Annotated in this window: 19 protein-coding genes and 4 pseudogenes; 10 read left to right on the forward strand and 13 right to left on the reverse strand. The window is 45.0% G+C overall.

Translation table 11 applies throughout. The annotated features are described in order from the left end of the window. Positions 1 to 65, reverse strand: a 65-nt coding sequence (locus O9300_RS13290; protein ID WP_287709865.1) for a helix-turn-helix domain-containing protein, incomplete at its 3' end; no start/stop codon positions are given. A 90-nt stretch (positions 66 to 155) separates the two neighbouring features. On the opposite strand from O9300_RS13290, the gene O9300_RS13295 reads away from it, so the two are divergent. Together O9300_RS13295 and O9300_RS13300 are read left to right on the forward strand one after the other, a co-directional pair. Further along, positions 156 to 359, forward strand: a complete 204-nt coding sequence (locus O9300_RS13295; protein WP_002776494.1) for a type II toxin-antitoxin system HicB family antitoxin — start codon at positions 156 to 158, stop codon at positions 357 to 359. Positions 360 to 373: 14 nt separating this feature from the next. After that, positions 374 to 580: a type II toxin-antitoxin system HicA family toxin gene (locus O9300_RS13300; RefSeq protein ID WP_012266944.1), complete on the forward strand. Its 207-nt coding sequence runs from the start codon at positions 374 to 376 to the stop codon at positions 578 to 580. Between the two features lie 275 nt (positions 581 to 855). Here the strand turns inward: O9300_RS13300 and O9300_RS13305 are convergent, their stop codons facing one another. After that, positions 856 to 1,572 carry a lysophospholipid acyltransferase family protein gene (locus O9300_RS13305; RefSeq protein ID WP_002758823.1) on the reverse strand — a complete coding sequence of 239 codons (717 nt, stop codon included), beginning with the start codon at positions 1,570 to 1,572 and terminating at the stop codon, positions 856 to 858. A 155-nt stretch (positions 1,573 to 1,727) separates the two neighbouring features. Here O9300_RS13305 and metG point away from each other — a divergent pair, with 155 nt between their 5' ends. Then, positions 1,728 to 3,341 carry a methionine--tRNA ligase gene (metG, locus tag O9300_RS13310; RefSeq protein WP_287972108.1) on the forward strand — a complete coding sequence of 538 codons (1,614 nt, stop codon included), beginning with the start codon at positions 1,728 to 1,730 and terminating at the stop codon, positions 3,339 to 3,341. Positions 3,342 to 3,441: 100 nt separating this feature from the next. Beyond that, positions 3,442 to 4,047, forward strand: coding sequence for a LabA-like NYN domain-containing protein (locus tag O9300_RS13315; protein WP_002739868.1), 606 nt, complete (start codon positions 3,442 to 3,444; stop codon positions 4,045 to 4,047). Between the two features lie 215 nt (positions 4,048 to 4,262). Here the strand turns inward: O9300_RS13315 and O9300_RS13320 are convergent, their stop codons facing one another. The 3 genes and pseudogenes from O9300_RS13320 to O9300_RS19510 all read right to left on the reverse strand — a co-directional run. After that, positions 4,263 to 5,459 (reverse strand): DNA double-strand break repair nuclease NurA, encoded by a 1,197-nt coding sequence (locus tag O9300_RS13320; protein ID WP_016517180.1) that lies wholly within the window; start codon positions 5,457 to 5,459, stop codon positions 4,263 to 4,265. Positions 5,460 to 5,567: 108 nt separating this feature from the next. Beyond that, positions 5,568 to 6,725 carry a HigA family addiction module antitoxin gene (locus O9300_RS13325; RefSeq protein WP_287972110.1) on the reverse strand — a complete coding sequence of 386 codons (1,158 nt, stop codon included), beginning with the start codon at positions 6,723 to 6,725 and terminating at the stop codon, positions 5,568 to 5,570. Position 6,726: 1 nt separating this feature from the next. Continuing rightward, positions 6,727 to 6,846: pseudogene (locus O9300_RS19510) on the reverse strand (killer suppression protein); the annotation flags it as partial. A gap of 422 nt (positions 6,847 to 7,268) precedes the next feature. Between O9300_RS19510 and rpsL the strand changes: the two are divergent. The 5 genes from rpsL to rpsJ all read left to right on the forward strand — a co-directional run bounded on the left by rpsL (position 7,269) and on the right by rpsJ (position 12,286). Then, entirely contained in the window at positions 7,269 to 7,652 is a 384-nt protein-coding gene (gene rpsL, locus O9300_RS13330; RefSeq protein ID WP_002740176.1) for a 30S ribosomal protein S12, read from the forward strand. Between the two features lie 155 nt (positions 7,653 to 7,807). Beyond that, positions 7,808 to 8,278, forward strand: coding sequence for a 30S ribosomal protein S7 (gene rpsG, locus O9300_RS13335; protein ID WP_002758831.1), 471 nt, complete (start codon positions 7,808 to 7,810; stop codon positions 8,276 to 8,278). A 142-nt stretch (positions 8,279 to 8,420) separates the two neighbouring features. Next, entirely contained in the window at positions 8,421 to 10,496 is a 2,076-nt protein-coding gene (fusA, locus tag O9300_RS13340) for an elongation factor G (protein ID WP_287972111.1), read from the forward strand. Between the two features lie 152 nt (positions 10,497 to 10,648). After that, positions 10,649 to 11,878 (forward strand): elongation factor Tu, encoded by a 1,230-nt coding sequence (gene tuf / locus O9300_RS13345; protein ID WP_004162845.1) that lies wholly within the window; start codon positions 10,649 to 10,651, stop codon positions 11,876 to 11,878. A 90-nt stretch (positions 11,879 to 11,968) separates the two neighbouring features. Continuing rightward, on the forward strand, positions 11,969 to 12,286 hold the full coding sequence (gene rpsJ / locus O9300_RS13350; protein WP_002800099.1) for a 30S ribosomal protein S10: 318 nt from the start codon (positions 11,969 to 11,971) through the stop codon (positions 12,284 to 12,286). 162 nt (positions 12,287 to 12,448) lie between these two features. Here rpsJ and glyQ read toward each other — a convergent pair whose 3' ends face one another. From glyQ to O9300_RS13380, 7 genes and pseudogenes are all read right to left on the reverse strand, one after another. Then, complete coding sequence (gene glyQ, locus O9300_RS13355; protein WP_004162850.1) at positions 12,449 to 13,324, reverse strand: glycine--tRNA ligase subunit alpha; 876 nt, start codon at positions 13,322 to 13,324, stop codon at positions 12,449 to 12,451. Next, positions 13,315 to 13,485, reverse strand: coding sequence for a hypothetical protein (locus tag O9300_RS13360; RefSeq protein ID WP_287972114.1), 171 nt, complete (start codon positions 13,483 to 13,485; stop codon positions 13,315 to 13,317). Before O9300_RS13360 ends, glyQ begins: the two co-directional genes overlap by 10 nt. Continuing rightward, complete coding sequence (locus tag O9300_RS13365; RefSeq protein WP_287972117.1) at positions 13,482 to 14,405, reverse strand: serine/threonine protein kinase; 924 nt, start codon at positions 14,403 to 14,405, stop codon at positions 13,482 to 13,484. Before O9300_RS13365 ends, O9300_RS13360 begins: the two co-directional genes overlap by 4 nt. Before the next feature lie 166 nt (positions 14,406 to 14,571). Then, positions 14,572 to 14,667: pseudogene (locus O9300_RS13370) on the reverse strand (type II toxin-antitoxin system VapC family toxin); the annotation flags it as partial. Positions 14,668 to 14,870: 203 nt separating this feature from the next. Further along, positions 14,871 to 16,463, reverse strand: a complete 1,593-nt coding sequence (locus tag O9300_RS13375) for an SUMF1/EgtB/PvdO family nonheme iron enzyme (RefSeq protein ID WP_287972118.1) — start codon at positions 16,461 to 16,463, stop codon at positions 14,871 to 14,873. Positions 16,464 to 16,605: 142 nt separating this feature from the next. Further along, a pseudogene (locus tag O9300_RS19710) lies at positions 16,606 to 16,713 on the reverse strand (serine/threonine-protein kinase); the annotation flags it as partial. A gap of 33 nt (positions 16,714 to 16,746) precedes the next feature. Beyond that, positions 16,747 to 17,023: pseudogene (locus O9300_RS13380) on the reverse strand (hypothetical protein). A 215-nt stretch (positions 17,024 to 17,238) separates the two neighbouring features. Between O9300_RS13380 and hemC the strand changes: the two are divergent. After that, entirely contained in the window at positions 17,239 to 18,198 is a 960-nt protein-coding gene (hemC, locus tag O9300_RS13385) for a hydroxymethylbilane synthase (RefSeq protein ID WP_012266932.1), read from the forward strand. Between the two features lie 185 nt (positions 18,199 to 18,383). On the opposite strand, the gene O9300_RS13390 is transcribed toward hemC, so the two are convergent. Beyond that, complete coding sequence (locus O9300_RS13390; RefSeq protein WP_287730428.1) at positions 18,384 to 18,695, reverse strand: ferredoxin; 312 nt, start codon at positions 18,693 to 18,695, stop codon at positions 18,384 to 18,386. Between the last annotated feature and the right edge of the window lie 356 nt (positions 18,696 to 19,051).

Below are 19,051 nucleotides of genomic sequence, written 5' to 3' on the forward strand. Positions count from 1 at the left end.
GTGCGCCGCAATAGCGACTCTTGTTCGGGTGTGGGGTAAAATCGGTAAGAATAGGCTTTTTCCATACCTCACATTTTAGCATATATTTCGTAAATGTGCTAATATTTAACAGTAAAGCCGTCGTAGAACGACGGGGTTTCAGACCCAAATTTTCGATGAAATGGCGAGTGATACTTGAACCCGATCCCGATACAAACGAATGGGCAATTTGGTGTCCGGAACTGCCCGGATGCACATCTGCCGGTATTACACAAGAGGAAGCTCTCAATAATATACGCGAAGCGATCGAGCTTTATTTACAACCTGATGCTATCGACCTTCTACCAGGAGCAGTAATCCGTGAGGTTATGGTGGGATGACTCGACTCAGGAGAATGAATGCTGACGAGGTTGAGCGCATATTACGCAAGTATAACTTTGAACTGATCTCTCAGAAGGGTAGTCATAGAAAATGGCGTGGTAGGGATCAAGATACTCAAGTTATCGTACCTTACCATCAAGGGAGAGATTTACCTACTGGAACATTGCGTAACATCATGATTACAGCCATGATCCCAGAAGGAGAGTGGAAATCTCCATAAACTTCATCTAAAGTCCATCTGTCTAACCAATCACTGCACCCGACCGATAGTTAGACTGATAATATCATTCAAGGTTGGGCTTCGGCCGTGAGCTTTTGCCGAACGGTTGAAGCATGAAACCCAACGCCCGATCATGTTAGGCTACTGCTAACCCATCCTACAAATAATTGTGTCTCCCTACTTATAACAAATCACTCCAGTATCAATTATGAATTATGAGTTAGGAAGTGGGAAGAAAAAAGCTGCCTCCTTTCTCCTGTCTCCTGACTCCTGACCTACCCTTTCAGCAATAAATCGCTAATTTCCGACTGACAATGACCAATTAAACGATTAAGGGCTTTTTTTCCTTGTTTACCTTGATAATCTGAGCGATCGCTTTCAGTAATTCCATAGGGACGACCGATCGCCACCTTGACACGATGATAAAATACAACGGGATGCCAACCATCTTGATCGAATAAAGGTTCCGTGGTATCTAACCAGCGCAGCAAACGCACGGGAAAAGGACTAATAACAGTTTCCGACTCGGAGAGAATAGCCACAGGTAAGACCGATAGATTCTCCACGGGACAACGCAGGGCTAAATGGGCAAATCCGCTTTGAAAAGGGCTAATTTGACGAGGAGCAGTCAAATTTAACATCGGCGATCCACCTTCTGGAAATAAACCGATCCATCGTCCGGACTGTAAAAAATCCGTTGCTTGCCGAAAAAAAGTCCGGTGGCGTTTTTCGGGGGTATCAAAGGGAAAACAGCCCAATTCTCCGATTAATTCCCGCAAAAGCGGGGTTTTTCCCATGTAGTGATGACAGGCGATCGGGAGAGTTTTGCCCAAAGCTTGAATTAAGATCGGCGCGTCCAAAAAGCTACGATGGTTACTTACCACGATCGCCACTCCTTGGCTGGGTAGATTTTCTTGACCGACGGTAAACAGACTCGTGCGCGTGGTATCAAGAATTAAACGAGAGGTGGATAGGGGGGTAAGCAGCTTCATGGAAAAAAAAAATCGGCCTTAAGATTGTTTTTATTGACTTAGATCACAACTAAAGGATAAAACAGAATTACAGGATCATAAAATATAGGGATTATGTCCCAATCATCTACGGATCAGCCTCGGGGCAGCCTCGTCTATTTAAAAAAATAAATTTCATGAATGATTTGAATGAGCGAAAAACATTTGCTTTGACAACACCTCTTTATTATGTCAACGATATCCCTCACATCGGTAGTGCTTACACGACGATCGTAGCGGATGTTATGGCACGATGGCAGCGGTTACAGGGCAATTCTGTTCTCTTGATTACAGGAACCGACGAACACGGACAGAAAATCGAACGGACTGCGGCGGCCAAAGGACTCAATCCCCAGGAACACTGCGATCGCATTGCCACCAGTTTTGCCAATCTCTGGGCAAAGCTACACATCCAGTATGATCGCTTTAGTCGCACCACTGCCCCCCGTCATCAGGCAATTGTTAACGAATTTTTTGAAAGAGTCCGGGAAAAGGGCGATATCTATCTCGATCGCCAACAGGGTTGGTATTGCGTCGCCTGTGAAGAATTTAAGGAAAAAAGAGAACTGTTAGATAATGGCTGTTGTCCCATTCATACTAATCTGGCCGCCGAATGGCGCGACGAGGAAAACTATTTTTTCCGTCTCTCTAAGTATCAGACACAACTAGAACAACTTTACCGAGAACAACCCGATTTTATTCAACCGGAAAGCCGACGTAATGAGGTTCTCAACTTCGTCAACCAGGGACTACAGGACTTCTCCATCTCTAGGGTTAATGTGGCTTGGGGGTTTCCCATTCCCCACGATGGTCAGCATACCATCTACGTTTGGTTTGATGCCCTTCTTGGCTATGTTACCGCCCTTCTCGACCCCGAAGACGAACCCACCCTAGAAAATGCCTTGGCCAAATGGTGGCCGATCGATCTGCATCTGATCGGTAAAGATATATTAAGATTCCATGCCATTTATTGGCCGGCTATGCTAATGTCGGCGGGTTTACCCTTGCCCAAAAGAGTGTTCGGCCATGGCTTTTTGACCAAAGACGGGCGGAAAATGGGCAAAAGTCTCGGTAATACCCTCGATCCCTTCGATTTGGTTGAGCGCTATGGGGCCGATGCCGTCCGTTACTATTTCGTCAAAGAGATTGAATTAGGACAGGATGGCGATTTTCAGGAAACCAGATTTGTTAATATTCTTAACGCGGATTTAGCCAACGATTTAGGCAACCTCCTCAATCGCACCCTAGGCATGGTTAAAAAATACTGCCAAAATATCCCCCCCCAGTTGACTGGCGTAGATATCCCGAACGAAAATCATCTTAAGAATATGGGGATCAATCTAGGGGTCATTGTTGAACAGAAGTATGATGCGCTACAATTTAATCAAGCCTGTGAGGAAATATTGGCGTTAATTCGCGCTAGTAACAAGTTTATCGATGAGAGTGCGCCCTGGAGTTTATTTAAACAGAAACAACAAGCAGCAGTAGAAAAAGTCCTCTATGCGGTTTTGGAATCAGTAAGACTCTCTGCCTACCTACTCTCACCGATAATACCGACCTTAAGCAGTAAAATTTATCAACAACTGGGTTTTGTTATTGATTTTAATACTTTCAGGTCGGAGGACGGAGAAAACTCCCCTGAGCGTGTCTCTTTTTCCCAACACTGTCAATGGGGATTACCCACAAATCCACAACTAGGAACACCTGAACCGATCTTTTCTAAACTAGAACTGCCGTTAAACGATTCCTAAAGGAATTTTTTAATAACTCTATTTTTTAAGGTCTGTTGTCCTTTCAGATACAACTGGCAAACACTCAACACTAAACTTTTAACAAACGAGGAAAAATAAAATGTTTGATGATTATGACACGGCCCCAGTCTTCACCCCCGAACAAGTGCTAGAAAATCGCGGTCGTGTGGCGATTTTCATCGATGGTTCCAATTTATTTTATGCGGCTCTGCAATTAGGTATCGAAATTGACTACACCAAATTACTTTGTCGTTTAACTGCCGGTTCTCGTCTCTTGCGCGCCTTCTTTTATACTGGAGTCGATCGCACTAACGAAAAACAGCAGGGATTCCTCCTCTGGATGCGTCGCAACGGTTATCGAGTCATCGCTAAAGATCTAGTACAATTGCCCGATGGTTCCAAAAAAGCCAATCTCGACGTGGAAATCGCCGTGGATTTAATGGCGCTAGTGGGTTCCTATGATACCGCAGTAATTGTCAGTGGTGATGGGGATTTGGCCTATGCTGCCGATTCCGTCAGTTACCGTGGTGCGCGAGTGGAAGTGGTTAGTTTGCGATCGATGACCAGTGATAGTTTAATTAATGTAGCCGATCGCTATGTTGATCTAGATCAAATCAAAGAAGAAATTCAAAAAACCAGCAAACATCACGTTGGTTATAATAATTTCCCCGTCAGCGTCTTAGACCAAGATCGGAGCAGTCGCTAGAAAAATTCGGCAAAAATCAAGTTTAAGGTGGGTAATTCCCACCTTTATCAGTTATCAGTGATCAGTTATCAGTGACCAGTTATCAGTGATCAGTTATCAGTTATCAGTGATACTAAATCCGGTTATTAAAGACTGATTATTTATTCCCTCTTTTGCCTCTTACCTATTGCCTTTTGCCTGTCCTGATATGTAGCCTATACTCAACAGATTTACTATCAAGCGATACTACTGCGTTTTCTCGCTTCCTTATAAGATGTTCCCACATCCTGTAAACCGACTTTAATCATCTGTTGTTCCAAAAGGGCAAAAAAACGCAAGCGATCGCCACCTTTAATCACAGCTAAATTGTGCGCTTCCGCTAAGGCGATCGGATAACCATAACCTTTTAACACCTGGGCCAGTAAAATACTCAAAGAGCGATCGAGTAATTCTCGCTCCTCCACCACCCAAGCAGGAACCTCTACCCTAGCGATTTCCGTCCCCACATGGAGATAACAGAAGTAAATGCGATGTTCATCCCCATAAAGATCGAGTATTTTCAAAGAACTGCGCCAAAAAGGACTTCTTTGTCCCGGTTCCAATAAATAACCCCAGAGAGAAGCATCCCGGAGAGGATCGACAACGCGACAAGGGGTTTTTTCTGGGTCTAGATCACCGCAATTGATCAAGCAATTGGGAGTATCATGGGGACAAGATTGTAAACGGAGGAAATTTAAGCTTTCCGTGCTACGAGAAGCACTAATATAACCCATAAGCGGGATTCTAGCTGATTTTAAATCGTCCCAAGACTGAAAAATCGGTGGCAAAATTAAATCTTTTGCTTCCGGGGGGAGACTATCGATAAACCAATAGATCAAAGAACCATCCACGAGGGCTAAATTTGGTTCATAATGGGCCCCAGGGGGTTTTACCCAACGGGTAGCCATTTCTGCTAACATTTGGCTTTCTAATACCGTCCGACGATAACTCATCCACTCATCCACGCGAATACCCCACTGTTTAGAAATGTAGAGGTCTTCTGATTTGTAATAGACTTCGGGAATGCTATCGAGGAGCGGGTGCAAATTTTGACCATAGTGCAACATAATCCTACCGATATTAATTAGATAACAGTAGGCGATTTCGTGGTGAGAAGGGGCAATTTGGGAACCATCCGTGGCAAAAACGCTATGACTTTCGGGAGCGGGAAGGATAGTAACGCGGGTGTCGAGAGGTTCGATCGGTAGCGCGACAGAGAAAATTAGGCGATCGTGCCAGTTATGATAGAGTTCTAGCAGTTTTTCCTGTTGCTGTTGAGCCTGTTCTAAAAGAATTTTAGCCCGTTGCACTCGCTCGCGACTAGCTGTCACTTCCTGTTGAAAATGTTGACTGATTCCTGGCATTTTTGCCGCTAATTTCGCAAGATCGAGCATAGCTATCCTCTCCCTGACTTTTTTTGATTTTATCGCAATTTCCTGTCTCTAATGCTAATTTTGTCAATTATTGCCAAATTTATCCTTAGTAATCTCCGCTTACAGCAGTTATCTTAATGGTGAGATAGGAAGTTTTCCTTTTGGGGAGTCGCTCGTCAATACCAAAAAGGAATTCTGCGTATTTAGACAATATTTCTCCTTAAGATCATTATAGTTTTGATAAGAAGTAATTTGCTCATGTTGCATTCTACCAACAATAATACCAGGGTGTATTCCTAGTTGTTCGGCAAATTGATTAATAGCTTTTCTATTCAGAGAATTATTGGCGATAAATCTCTGCCAATCTCCAGGATCAATTAAGAAATTAGCCGCAAAAATATCCGCCTCTTTTTCTTTAATTGTATCTTGAATATCTTTCCCCTCTAAAAATAAAGTTCGTTTCCCATGTAATAAAATATGACCAGCTTCATGAAAAAAAGAAAACCAAAAATGATCATTTGTTTTGTATCGATCGCTCAATTGAATTAAAGCTTTCTGAGAACCTAACCAGCGGGTAGCACCGCATACCCTTGTTTTCGGAAGTTCAGGGACAAAGGCTAAGGCAACTCCCGCGGCCGCACAAAGCTCGATCATTTGCGGTTGAAATACCTCGATAGACTTAATAGTTAACGAACGAATTTGTCGCAAGGCATCTCTGAATTTCAACTCGTTGTAATCAGCACAATTAATTTTCGATGCCTCTATTTCTCCTTGACGTAACCATGCTGTTATTGCCCCTCGATCGCTCTCAAATGCCTGAGACTTTCTAAAATCAATCGATAAATTTCTCCCCCAAATCTCCTGCCATTGCTCAGGGGAGACAACGGCAAAAAAATTCAAGCTCTCTCGTAATTGCTCTATTTTATCCTCATCAAACTTGAGCCAGCCTAATTCAGTCATCTGGCGATAAGGAATTTGTTTTAACCAGCCTAAATAACCTTTTAATCTTTGATTCTCGTTTTTTCTCGCTAAATATTCCCGATAAAGTCTTTCGCGCTCTATCCAGAAACTGGCGGGAGTTCCTAACACTAACTGTATCTGTAAGGCGGTATCGATAGTAATCTCCGCTTTACCTTTTATGATCTCATTGATAGTCTTTCTCGGTCTGCCCATGCGTTGGGCGAGTTCCGATTGAGACATATTTCTTTCTTCTAGGATTTCGGCAAGGGTTTCTCCCGGTGGAGAAATAAAATCCGGTGCAGATCTGTTCTCAATGGTATTAGTCATATTTTAAGTCGTCGAGTCCTTGCCTGATTTTCTTAGCCATCTTCTCTCCATACTGTTTTTTCAGTAACCTTTGGCTATTGCATTCGTTCTCAAATTTTTTTTCCTTAAATACAATATCCATTGTAGATTACCCTTGTAATATTGTTAACCTTTGAGGTTAACAATATTTTATGGCAGCACACCTGGGTTGCATCCGGTACAAACGCTCTAAATATATCGTTAAGAGCTAATAGTCTAGACACCAGTTCTGGAAATGAGGTTAGCTAGAGACAGCTTTTCAGACATTGGCCGATTAATCAGGTGATAATTATCGCTAAAATTGCACCATCAAGCCAAAACAACGAAGCTGTAATTTTATCGCCTAATAACGTCCGAATTGAGTGCCGCAGCCGCCCAAGAAAAAGACAATCTCTAACATCTAAACCGGAGAAAAGCACAATAAGCGACTTGACAACAAGAGCGACAATTTGCTATAATGACCTTTTGTCAACGATTTGACCTTCGGTAATAGGAGTTCAGAGTAACCTTAGATACAGCCCTATCATGCCCACCATTCAGCAATTAATACGCGACGAAAGATCCAAAGCGAAAAGAAAAACCAAATCTCCCGCCCTCAAACAATGCCCCCAACGTCGGGGAGTTTGTACAAGAGTATATACCACCACACCGAAAAAACCCAACTCAGCCCTACGGAAAGTGGCTAGGGTACGTTTGACCTCTGGATTTGAGGTGACAGCCTACATCCCGGGCATCGGTCATAACCTGCAAGAACACTCGGTCGTCCTCATTCGGGGCGGTCGGGTCAAAGATCTACCCGGAGTCAGATATCACATCATTCGCGGCACCCTCGATGCCACCGGGGTGAAAAACCGTCAAAAGGCGCGCTCTAAGTACGGAACCAAACGCCCCAAACCCGCTGCTAAATAAACAGGAAATTGATTAACCAAAAAAATACTCCCACCGAGTCGGTCAAAGTTAACCCAAGAGACTGAAGACTCGCAGGAGAGGGTTTGAGATGGGCTGTAATCATCCGACTGTCAAGCAAAAGTTAAAGTTAACCTAGAAAATTCAGGAATATTCCGATGTCTCGCCGTAAAAACGTCAAAAAACGTCCTATTCCCCCCGATCCCGTTTACAATAGCTGTTTAGTCAGCATGACCATCCGCCGGATCATGCGATCGGGCAAAAAATCCCTAGCCGCTAATATCGTTTACGATGCCCTGAAAACCGTCGGCGAACGTACCGGTCAAGAACCCCTAGAAGTATTTGAAAAAGCCGTTAAAAACGCCACTCCCCTAGTGGAAGTGAAAGCCCGCCGGGTCGGTGGAGCCACCTATCAAGTACCGATGGAAGTACGGAGCAACCGCGGTAGTACATTGGCACTACGCTGGTTAGTCCATTATGCTCGGACTAGAGGCGGCAAAACCATGGCAGGTAAACTAGCCAACGAGATCATGGATGCGGCCAATGAAACCGGCGGCACGATCAAAAAACGGGAAGAAACCCACCGGATGGCAGAGGCAAACAAAGCCTTTGCCCACTATCGTTACTAAAAAGATACTTTAAAGATACTTTAAGGGCGGTGGACTACACCGCTGCCGCCAAAAAACTGTCAAGAAAAGTATAGAATTGTAAATAGTGTAAAAAATCCTAGAACAAAATCCCATCACTGGCAAGCAAAGCAAGGAGGTTGCTGTGGCACGGACTATCCCGCTAGAGAGAGTGCGAAACATCGGAATCGCCGCTCATATAGACGCGGGCAAAACAACGACAACAGAAAGAATCCTGTTCTATACAGGAGTCGCCCATAAACTGGGCGAAGTCCACGACGGAACGGCAATTACCGACTGGATGGAACAGGAACGGGAGCGAGGAATCACCATCACCGCCGCTGCCATCAGTACCAGTTGGCAAGATCATCGCATCAACATCATTGACACCCCCGGCCACGTCGATTTCACCATTGAAGTGGAACGTTCCATGCGGGTACTCGATGGAGTGGTGGCGGTTTTCTGCTCTGTTGGTGGTGTACAACCCCAATCAGAAACCGTCTGGAGACAAGCCGATCGGTACAAAGTACCCCGGATTGCCTTTATCAACAAAATGGACAGAACGGGGGCGAACTTCTTCAAAGTTTACGAACAATTAAGAGATCGCCTTAGAGCTAACGCCGTTCCCATCCAAATGCCGATCGGCGCAGAAAGCGAACTGAGCGGGATCGTTGATCTCGTCAAGATGCGCGCCTATATATATAAGGACGATCTAGGGAAAGACATAGAAGAAACCGACATTCCCGAAGACTTATTGGAAAAGGCCGAAGAATTCCGCGTGCAGCTGGTGGAGGCTGTAGCGGAAGCTGATGAAGAACTCCTAGAAAAATATCTAGAAGGTGAAGAACTCACCGAAGCCGAAATCAAACGCGGTCTGAGAGAAGGGACGATTGCTGGTACAATTGTTCCCGTCCTCTGCGGCTCGGCTTTCAAAAACAAAGGGGTACAACTGCTCCTCGATGCCGTCGTCGATTACCTACCCTCACCCTCGGAAGTAGCCGCCGTTAAAGGGATTCTCCCCGATGGCAGCGAGGCAATCCGGGAAGCCAAGGACGATGCGCCCTTCTCGGCCCTCGCCTTCAAAATCATGGCCGATCCCTTCGGTCGTTTAACCTTCCTACGGGTCTATTCCGGTGTACTAGCTAAAGGCAGCTACGCCTACAACTCCACCAAAGGAACCAAAGAACGGATCGCTCGCCTGATCATCCTCAAATCCAACGAACGGATCGAAGTGGATGAACTGCGCGCCGGTGATCTAGGAGCGGCGATCGGACTGAAAAACACCATTACCGGGGATACCCTCTGTGATGATAAGAACCCGATTATCCTAGAATCCCTCTTTATCCCCGAACCGGTTATCTCCGTGGCGGTGGAACCGAAAACCAAACAGGACATCGAGAAACTCAGCAAAGCTCTGCAAGCTCTCTCCGATGAAGATCCCACCTTCCGGGTCAAAGTTGATCCCGAAACCAATCAAACGGTAATCGCTGGAATGGGAGAACTGCACCTGGAAATCCTGGTCGATCGAATGCTCCGGGAATACAAAGTCGAAGCGACGGTGGGCGCTCCCCAGGTGGCCTATCGGGAAACTGTGCGGAAACCCGTGCGCGCTGAGGGTAAATTTATCCGTCAAAGTGGTGGTAAAGGGCAGTACGGCCACGTCGTCATCGAACTCGAACCGGGTGAACCGGGGTCGGGCTTTGTCTTCGTCTCCAAAATTGTCGGTGGTGCTATCCCCAAAGAATACATCAGTCCGTCAGAACAAGGGATGAAAGAAGCTTGCGAATCGGGGATTGTAGCGGGTTATCCCGTCATCGACCTGAAAGCAACCCTTGTAGATGGTTCTTTCCACGATGTGGACTCCTCCGAGATGGCCTTTAAGATTGCCGGTTCCATGGCGATTAAGGAAGCGGTGATGAAAGCTACCCCCGTTCTCCTAGAACCGATGATGAAGGTCGAGGTGGAAGTACCCGAAGACTTCATCGGTAACGTCATCGGTGATCTTAACTCCCGTCGGGGACAAATCGAAGGTCAAGAAACCGAGACCGGCATCGCCAAAGTCTCCGCTAAAGTTCCCCTAGCGGAAATGTTTGGTTACGCCACTGATATTCGCTCCAAAACCCAAGGACGGGGCATCTTCACCATGGAATTTAGCCATTACGAAGAAGTCCCCCGCAACGTGGCCGAGACGATTATCACCAAAAGTAAAGGGAACGGCTAATCAGTGAGCAGTGAGCAGTGAGCAGTGAGAATAAACCGATCATTTAAATTCGAGCGGTCAACCCTAACAACTGCTAACTTAAAACTGATCTCTGGTGACTGATTACTGTTCACCCACCTGAAGAAGAAAAAAAACAAAGGAACAGAAAGTAAATGGCACGCGCTAAATTTGAACGGACGAAACCCCACGTTAACATCGGCACGATCGGTCACGTTGACCACGGCAAAACTACCCTCACCGCCGCTATCACTATGACCCTAGCGGCTCTGGGTAATGCCCAAGCTAAAAAATACGATGAAATCGATGCCGCTCCCGAAGAAAAAGCCCGCGGGATCACCATCAACACCGCTCACGTTGAGTACGAAACCGCCAGTCGCCACTATGCACACGTTGACTGCCCCGGCCACGCGGACTATGTAAAAAACATGATCACCGGTGCGGCACAGATGGACGGTGGTATTCTCGTGGTCTCGGCCGCCGATGGCCCGATGCCCCAAACCCGGGAACATATCCTGCTGGCTCGTCAGGTGGGTGTACCTAACCTCGTGGTCTTCCTCAACAAAAAAGATATGGTGGACGACGAGGAGTTACTGGAACTCGTAGAACTGGAAGTACGCGAACTTCTCACCAATTACGACTTCGCTGGCGACGATATCCCCATTATTGCCGGTTCTGCGAAAGAAGCCCTCGAGTACATGACCAAAAACCCCAAGGCCCAAAAAGGCGATAACGAGTGGGTGGACGCAATTTATGAATTAATGGAAGCGGTAGATAGCTATATCCCCACCCCCGAACGGGATATCGATAAACCCTTCCTGATGGCGGTAGAAGACGTATTCTCGATTACTGGTCGGGGGACGGTGGCTACCGGTCGGATCGAACGCGGTATTGTGAAAGTGGGTGATAACGTGGAATTGGTCGGGATCAGAGAAACGCGCCCCACCACCGTCACCGGGATCGAAATGTTCAAGAAAAGTCTTGACCAAGGGATGGCCGGTGACAACGCTGGTATCCTCCTGCGTGGTATCCAAAAAACCGACATCGAGCGCGGCATGGTGATCGCTAAACCGGGTACAATCAAACCCCACACCCAGTTTGAAGGTGAGGTGTATGTGTTAAGTAAAGAAGAGGGTGGTCGTCACACTCCTTTCTTTAAAAACTATCGTCCTCAGTTCTATGTACGGACAACTGACGTAACTGGCACTATCCAAGACTACACCGCCGATGATGGCAGCACTGTAGAAATGGTCATGCCGGGAGACCGGATCAAAATGACCGTGGAACTGATCAACCCGATCGCTATTGAACAGGGTATGCGCTTCGCTATTCGCGAGGGTGGTCGCACCATCGGTTCTGGCGTTATCTCGAAAATTATCAAGTAGGCTAATCTACTAATTAACGGGGCAGTGAATTTAAAAGCTGCTCCGTTACTGTCTTTATTTTGTACCTTGACAATTGCAATAGGTGAAATTATGGCTACGTTACAACAACAGAAAATTCGCATTCGTTTGAAAGCTTTTGACCGGCGCTTACTCGATACTTCCTGTGAGAAGATTGTCGATACTGCCAATAGAACTAACGCCACAGCGATCGGACCGATCCCCCTACCGACCAAAAGAAAGATTTATTGTGTCCTGCGTTCCCCTCACGTTGACAAGGACTCCCGTGAACATTTTGAAACCCGCACCCATCGCCGCATTATTGATATTTACCAACCCTCTTCTAAGACAATCGATGCTTTGATGAAATTAGATTTACCCGCAGGGGTTGATATTGAAGTTAAATTGTAAAAAATGCCAAAAAGATGTTAGCGATAACATCTTTTTTTCTTTCCCACTATCCTATACTTTTTAAACAAGATTTAGTATAAATAGGATTTTTTATAAAAAAAAGTTATTAAACGAAGGCCAATACAATTGCTAGGGGTGCATCGCCAAAGATGCACCCGATCGCTAAACCGTTTGTAGGGGAAAACCTAAAGCTTCCCGTTGCTGTAAATACAATTGAGCAACCTGTCGAGCTAAATTGCGAATTCTGCCGATATAACGGGTTCTTTCAGCTACAGCAATCACACCTCTAGCATCGAGTAAATTAAAAGTATGGGAACATTTGAGAACATAATCTAGACTGGGAATCACCAGAGAGCGATCGATTAATTGTTTAGCTTCCTGTTCATATAAACTGAATAAACTAAACAATAACTCAGGATTAGAAGCCTCAAAATTGTAGGTACATTGTTCGATTTCATTTTGCAGAAAAATATCACCGTAGAGGATATTTTCATTCCATTGAATTTTATTAATTGCCTCTACATCTTGCAGATACATGGCTAATCTTTCTAAACCGTAGGTAATTTCGATCGCCACGGGACGACAATCAATACCCCCACACTGTTGAAAGTAGGTAAATTGGGTGATTTCCATACCATCTAACCACACTTCCCAACCCACACCCCAAGCGCCGAGGGTGGGAGATTCCCAGTTATCTTCCACGAAGCGAATATCGTGATCTTCTGGGTTAATTCCTAACACCCGCAGGGAGTCTAAATAGATTTCCTGAATATTATCAGGAGAGGGTTTAATTAGGACTTGATATTGATAGTAATGCTGAAAACGATTGGGATTTTCGCCATAACGGCCATCCGTAGGACGACGACAGGGTTCCACATAGGCAACTGCCCAAGGTTCCGGACCAATTGCCCTTAAAAAAGTGTGGGGACTCATGGTTCCCGCACCTTTTTCTGTATCATAGGGTTGAGCAACTAAACAACCGCGATCGGCCCAAAATTCATTTAATTTAGCGATAACAGCTTGGAAAGTTAGAGACATGGGAAAAAGTAAAAAAGCAGATTAGGGGTTGGGGAAGTGGGGTGTAGGGTGTGGGGTGTAGGGTGTAGGGTGTAGGGTGTGGGGAGATGGGGGGTTGGGGAGAAAAAAGCTGCCGACTGTCTCCTGTCTCCTGTCTCCTGTCTCCTGACGGTTAAAGTCATTGACTTACTTTTAACTGCAAGCGAAAGTGAACGGGGGTAGAAGATTGGGGGAGAATAACTAATTCATAAAATCCCTCTTCGGGTAATTGACCAGACCATTGCCGATCGCTAGACTTGTCTAAAAGGGTAATATTACCCGTGGGAGAGTAGAAAGATAGTAAAACTTCGCCTTCCGTCTCTAAATTTAAGTCTAACCGATCACTGGAACGCAATTTTATTGCATAGGCTTTTCCTTGTCCCTCGCTGAGAATTGCCTCGATCACTTCCTCTCCCCCCGCGTCTAAACTTTCGATCGCTTGGTAGGATAGGCCAGACTGTAAAGATTGTAACTGATTCCAGGCCAAACCACTCCATAGTTGACCTAAGCCGCTATCAAAATTTGGTCTTTCTGTCAATTCGGGAAATAGCTGAAAAAAAGCAGTATCAGTGAGTAAATTAAGGACTCTACTGCTTAATCGTAACTGATTCACTTGTTCTCGCCATTTTTCTCGCTGTTGCTCGTCGTAGCTACCTAATGCTTCTCTAGTGCCAGAATCGAGACGTTCTAAGCGATCGAGGATTTCTGCTGCTAAAATATCTCTTTGTTCCTGTTTCTGTTTTTCCTCTTTGATATCCCCATAGCGGAGGTTAAACAATTCATTGACGAGATTTTTAAAAAACTGACCATCAATTCCCAACTCTAGACGGCGCTTTCTCATCTCGGCTTTCCGTTGCCATGCCGGATCTGTGGCAGAATTAAAATTATTTTCCTCCGTGGCAAAAACGGGTTTAATGGTTTGGGGTTGATTGCTGTGTTTAACCCACTGTTTACCGATTAACCAGCCTATTGCCGCCGATAGTAACATCAAGAGGCAAAAAATAGCGATCCTGCCAGAACAGCCGAGAAAAACGGGCGATTTATTCCGAGAATTGGCGGCCATTGTCTCCTGAGACGATTTGGGGTTTTGATATTTCAAAGATGAGATTAACACAAATAATAGGCTAAGACGCATTTTAAGTGCCTATCCTTAGATTAGCTGAATCTCCCCCAATCCCTTTACTATCGCCTCTTGTCTCATCTCAACAAGCAGTTTAAACACAAGGACAGCTTATCTCAATATTAGCCGCCACAATAATATCTCTGCGGGGTCGAGCAGTTAGGTAGCCTAAGATACTGGTTTCAATATAGACGGTTTCGCTCACGGCCATAAGAAAAAATCTATCCGACGTCCATCATACCCTATTTAATTGTCGTCAACCCAACCTTGCATCTTCATCGGCTCGCATCCTGTAGGACTGCTCCCAAAAAGGCAAAAGCTGCCTAGGACGCACCCTAGAAAATCTCAAAAAAAATCGACCCGCCTAAGGGCGGGAGACAAAGGGCAAAAGAGCAAAAGAACAAAGGGTTAAAGTCCTGGGGAGACACACGCAACCCGAAAACCGAAGTTGTTGATGACGATGTCGGGGTTGAGCCCGCCGCGGCTGGCAGAACGACAGAGATTAGGGTAGTGGTTCCAAGAACCGCCGCGCAGACACTTAGGAGATTGAGAACGATTATCATTCTTGATAAACCACGCCGATCCATCCGTCGGCGCTCCGATATAGTTATCATGCCAATTGTCCTCGCACCACTCCCAAACATTGCCACTCATGTCATGGAGTCCCCAAGCATTGGGCTTTTTCTGACCCACAGGATGAGTTGTACCCCCAGAATTTCCTTCATACCAAGCGTAATCTCCTAACTGATTAGCATCATCACCGAAATAAAAGCGAGTGGTTGTCCCCCCACGACAAGCATATTCCCATTCCGCTTCTGTGGGGAGGCGATAGGTTTTCCCGGTTATTTGACTCAATTTCTGGCAAAAAGCTTGAGCATCGTTCCAACTAACCTTTTCTACCGGATTTTGGGGATTGTTTTTAAAGTGAGAGGGATTGGTTCCCATTACTGCTTGATATTGTGCCTGAGTCACTGGATATTTACCAATCGCAAAACTGTTGACTTGAACTTGGTGTTGAGGCTTTTCATCATCCGAAGCATCGGGATCACTGTCAGGAGATCCCATGATAAATTCACCTGCTGGTAAGCTCACCATCTCCAGTGTGACTCGATTGGGTAGTTTTTCGGTAAATAGAGTAGGTGAAACAGGCTTTTTGACTGCTGCCGGTGCTGGTGGAGGTGACGGGGGAGAATTCCATCCCACAGGTTGTAAGGCATTTAAAACCTGTTGTGCTGTCCATCTTTGTTTTCTATCTTTTTGCAAACACCCTTCAATAATCGGTTTAAACTCTTTCGGTAAACTAGGGATTTGTAGCTCACAATTCATCACCTTTGCCATTAACTGGTTAATATCATTATTAAACTTATAGGGAAGTTGATTAGTCGTCATTTGGATTAACATAATACCTAATGACCACAGATCCCAAGCTGAGGAAATATCCCCCATAAAGGCTTCGGGAGGCATATAAATAATCGTACCTTTAGGGTTGACTGTTTGAGTGTGACTTTTATTATTTAAAGTTCTAATTAAGCCAAAATCTGCTAACTTGTATTGTTGATTAACCTTGAGGATATTACCCGGTTTTAAATCTCGATGGACTTTATTTTGTCCATGAAGATAATTTAAACCTTGGGCGACTTGAGCAGTAATATTTTTAATCTCATCCGCTGACAAACCGCCTTTGGCAATGTGATTTTCTAGGCTACCCTGTGCCAATTCCATCACTAAATAAAGCATTTCAGTATTGAGAAAAGTAAATTCCCCCACTGAATAAGCCTTAATTAAATTAGAATGTTCTAACTTTCTGGCATTTTTTAACTCAATTAATTTATCATCGCTACTTTCGGGGATAACTTTAACAGCAACTTCTTGAACCGATGTATTTCTGACCATTTCACTAGCATGAAATACACCACCAAAACCACCCGCACCGAGAAATTTATTAAGACGATAAGGGCCTATTTGTTGCCCTTCTAACATCTTCATCATTTGGTCTAGCATAATAATAACTCCTGAATTAACCAATTTTTACGTTGTGTAACTATCCTATTAAGTGAGTGGTTATAATTATTAAATTGAAGATAGATTGTGCCTTTGATCCCCCCTTGATCCCCCCTTGATAAGGGGGGCGCGGCTCCCCCCTTTCACTAGCATGAAATACACCACCGAAACTACCCGCACCGAGAAACTTATTAAGACGATAGGGGCCTATTTGTTGCCCTTCTAACATCCTCATCATTTGGTCTAGCATAATAATAACTCCACGATTTAACATTACCTATAATCATTGCAGCAAATTCGCCCCAATCAAACCGACTCGATCAAATGCTCGATGTCCGATTCTAACGAACCAAATTTGAGTATCGGTCAATCGGGTTAAAAGTTGATGCGGAAACTGTGAGGATATCTTTGGCTAATTCAAAAGCACCTGTTTTGATATCAATAGCTACAATCTTCCCATGATTGTCCTTCTCAACCTGCTGACGCACCTGAGACTGATAGATTTCCTGTCCACGTCGGACAAATTCTTCTTTGTTATAGCAAGGGTGTTGTAATGTCATTAGTTAGACCCTGTTGCAACCTTTGTCCCTCTATTTTAATCTAGGCTTTCAGCTTTGCTGTCAGTGGGGAATAATGCTCACCCTATTTGCCTAAAAATATTAAGAGATGTAACTATTTATGCCTAACCTAGAAAGTGATTACTCAACAGGGGTGAGATCAGGATAGTCTAGATCGAGCAGTCCGATAGATGTTTAGTTAAATTCCTACTTCAGATATGTCCGTTTCTAGTCCTCCTCGTTCCCTGCGTATCGGTTCGCGTAAAAGTCAGTTAGCCCTAGTACAAACCTATTGGGTACAGGCAGAATTGAGTAAACACCACCCCCATCGACAGTTTGAGGTGGAGACGATGAGTACCCAAGGCGATAAAATTCTCGATGTGGCCCTGGCGAAAATCGGTGATAAGGGTTTATTTACCAAAGAACTAGAAGTGGGAATGTTGGATAGATCGATCGATCTTGCCGTCCATTCTCTCAAGGATCTGCCCACTAATTTGCCCGAAGGCTTAATCTTGGGTTGCGTCACGGAAAGAGTTAATCCGGCCGATGCTTTGGTGGTAAATAGCCAAAACCAAGACTATCAATTAGACACTTTACCGGAAGGTGCGGTGGTGGGGACTTCTTCCCTGCGGCGATTGGCCCAGTTGCGTTACCATTATCCCCATCTGACTTTTAAAGATGTGCGCGGCAATGTCAACACCCGTCTGGCAAAACTGGACGCGGGAGAATACGACGCGATTATTCTGGCAGTAGCGGGATTGGAAAGGTTAGGATTAGGCGATCGAGTTCATCAGGTTATTCCGGCGGAGATTTCTCTCCATGCGGTGGGACAGGGGGCTTTAGGGATAGAATGCCGCGATGCTGATCCGGAGGTTTTGGAAGTCCTAAAAGTGTTGGAACACGCCCCTAGTCGCGATAGATGCTATGCTGAACGCGCTTTTTTACGCGAGTTGGAGGGGGGCTGTCAAGTTCCCATCGGAGTGAATACGGCGATCGAGGATGGTATCCTAACTTTAACGGGTATGGTGGCTAGTCTCGACGGTAAGCGCCTGATTAAGGACTCGGTTAGCGGTGATCCTAGCCATGGGGAAGTCTTAGGACGAGATTTAGCCCATAAAGTGCGCGAGGCTGGTGCTGGAGAGATTTTAGCCCAGATTTTCGCTGAAGTGGGCCGATAATCAGTGATCAGCGCCCATTAACCCTACACCTCACACCCTGCCGCTGCAGGATTAATTTTTGGGCTTTATCTCACTGTCGAGTCAAGAGGCAAAAATACAAATAAAGCGAGAACTGTCGCCCTTGCAGTTCCCGCTCTATTATTGTTGTATTGTTGGAGTATCTAACCCCCGAATATTGAGTTAAATTAGTACAAATCTTCTTCTTTGTGGGTGACGATCACACAGTCAGAAGTAGGATAGGCAACACAGGTGAGGACATAACCCGCTTCAATTTGATCGTCATCTAAGAAGGATTGCTCGGATTGATCAACGCTACCGGATTCGATTTTACCAGCGCAAGCAGAGCAAGCACCAGCACGGCAAGAAAAAGGTAAATCTAATTTTTTTTCTTCCGCTATATCGAGAATAAATTCATTATCGGGAACATCAATTGTATGCTCGCCATCGGGTGTTTTCAGGGTGACTTTATAAGTGGTTGTCTTTGTTTTCTTTGCCATAGGTTGTTCCTCAGTCTCAAAATCCCTTCTCTCCCCGTTTAGACTGAACGGGTCGAATGAGTTTCCTTTTTGATACTACGGGAAAATTTACCCGGCTCAACTTACCATTAGTAATGACAGCCTTAAATAAACTTAAAATAATATTTACTTATCTCTTGAGTAAATAACTCCCGATAGTTGTGGATGAATCGTCAAATAATTTCATCAATCTTTGGGTAGGGCTTGCTGAATAAATCTAAAAACCTTGTTGGATAAGACTTTTGGACTTTTTTCCCCTCAAAAAGTACCAGATATGGGAGTGATCAGGGGGAAATTCAGGGACTTTTTCCCTGAAAATTAGGTAATTGACCCCCTCA

The organism is Microcystis sp. LE19-195.1E, assembly GCF_027532095.1.
GTDB lineage: Bacteria > Cyanobacteriota > Cyanobacteriia > Cyanobacteriales > Microcystaceae > Microcystis > Microcystis aeruginosa.

Coding starts and splice junctions, on each gene's coding strand:
- O9300_RS13375 (WP_287972118.1), bottom strand. CDS start 16,463: ATGCTAGACCAAATGATGAAGATGTTAGAAGGGCAACAAATAGGCCCT.
- O9300_RS13360 (WP_287972114.1), bottom strand. CDS start 13,485: ATGACTTTAACCGTCAGGAGACAGGAGACAGGAGACAGGAGACAGTCG.
- rpsL (WP_002740176.1), top strand. CDS start 7,269: ATGCCCACCATTCAGCAATTAATACGCGACGAAAGATCCAAAGCGAAA.
- O9300_RS13390 (WP_287730428.1), bottom strand. CDS start 18,695: ATGGCAAAGAAAACAAAGACAACCACTTATAAAGTCACCCTGAAAACA.
- hemC (WP_012266932.1), top strand. CDS start 17,239: ATGTCCGTTTCTAGTCCTCCTCGTTCCCTGCGTATCGGTTCGCGTAAA.
- O9300_RS13365 (WP_287972117.1), bottom strand. CDS start 14,405: ATGGCCGCCAATTCTCGGAATAAATCGCCCGTTTTTCTCGGCTGTTCT.
- O9300_RS13325 (WP_287972110.1), bottom strand. CDS start 6,725: ATGACTAATACCATTGAGAACAGATCTGCACCGGATTTTATTTCTCCA.
- O9300_RS13295 (WP_002776494.1), top strand. CDS start 156: ATGAAATGGCGAGTGATACTTGAACCCGATCCCGATACAAACGAATGG.
- O9300_RS13320 (WP_016517180.1), bottom strand. CDS start 5,459: ATGCTCGATCTTGCGAAATTAGCGGCAAAAATGCCAGGAATCAGTCAA.
- metG (WP_287972108.1), top strand. CDS start 1,728: ATGAATGATTTGAATGAGCGAAAAACATTTGCTTTGACAACACCTCTT.
- tuf (WP_004162845.1), top strand. CDS start 10,649: ATGGCACGCGCTAAATTTGAACGGACGAAACCCCACGTTAACATCGGC.
- O9300_RS13305 (WP_002758823.1), bottom strand. CDS start 1,572: ATGAAGCTGCTTACCCCCCTATCCACCTCTCGTTTAATTCTTGATACC.
- rpsG (WP_002758831.1), top strand. CDS start 7,808: ATGTCTCGCCGTAAAAACGTCAAAAAACGTCCTATTCCCCCCGATCCC.
- rpsJ (WP_002800099.1), top strand. CDS start 11,969: ATGGCTACGTTACAACAACAGAAAATTCGCATTCGTTTGAAAGCTTTT.
- O9300_RS13315 (WP_002739868.1), top strand. CDS start 3,442: ATGTTTGATGATTATGACACGGCCCCAGTCTTCACCCCCGAACAAGTG.
- O9300_RS13300 (WP_012266944.1), top strand. CDS start 374: ATGAATGCTGACGAGGTTGAGCGCATATTACGCAAGTATAACTTTGAA.
- glyQ (WP_004162850.1), bottom strand. CDS start 13,324: ATGTCTCTAACTTTCCAAGCTGTTATCGCTAAATTAAATGAATTTTGG.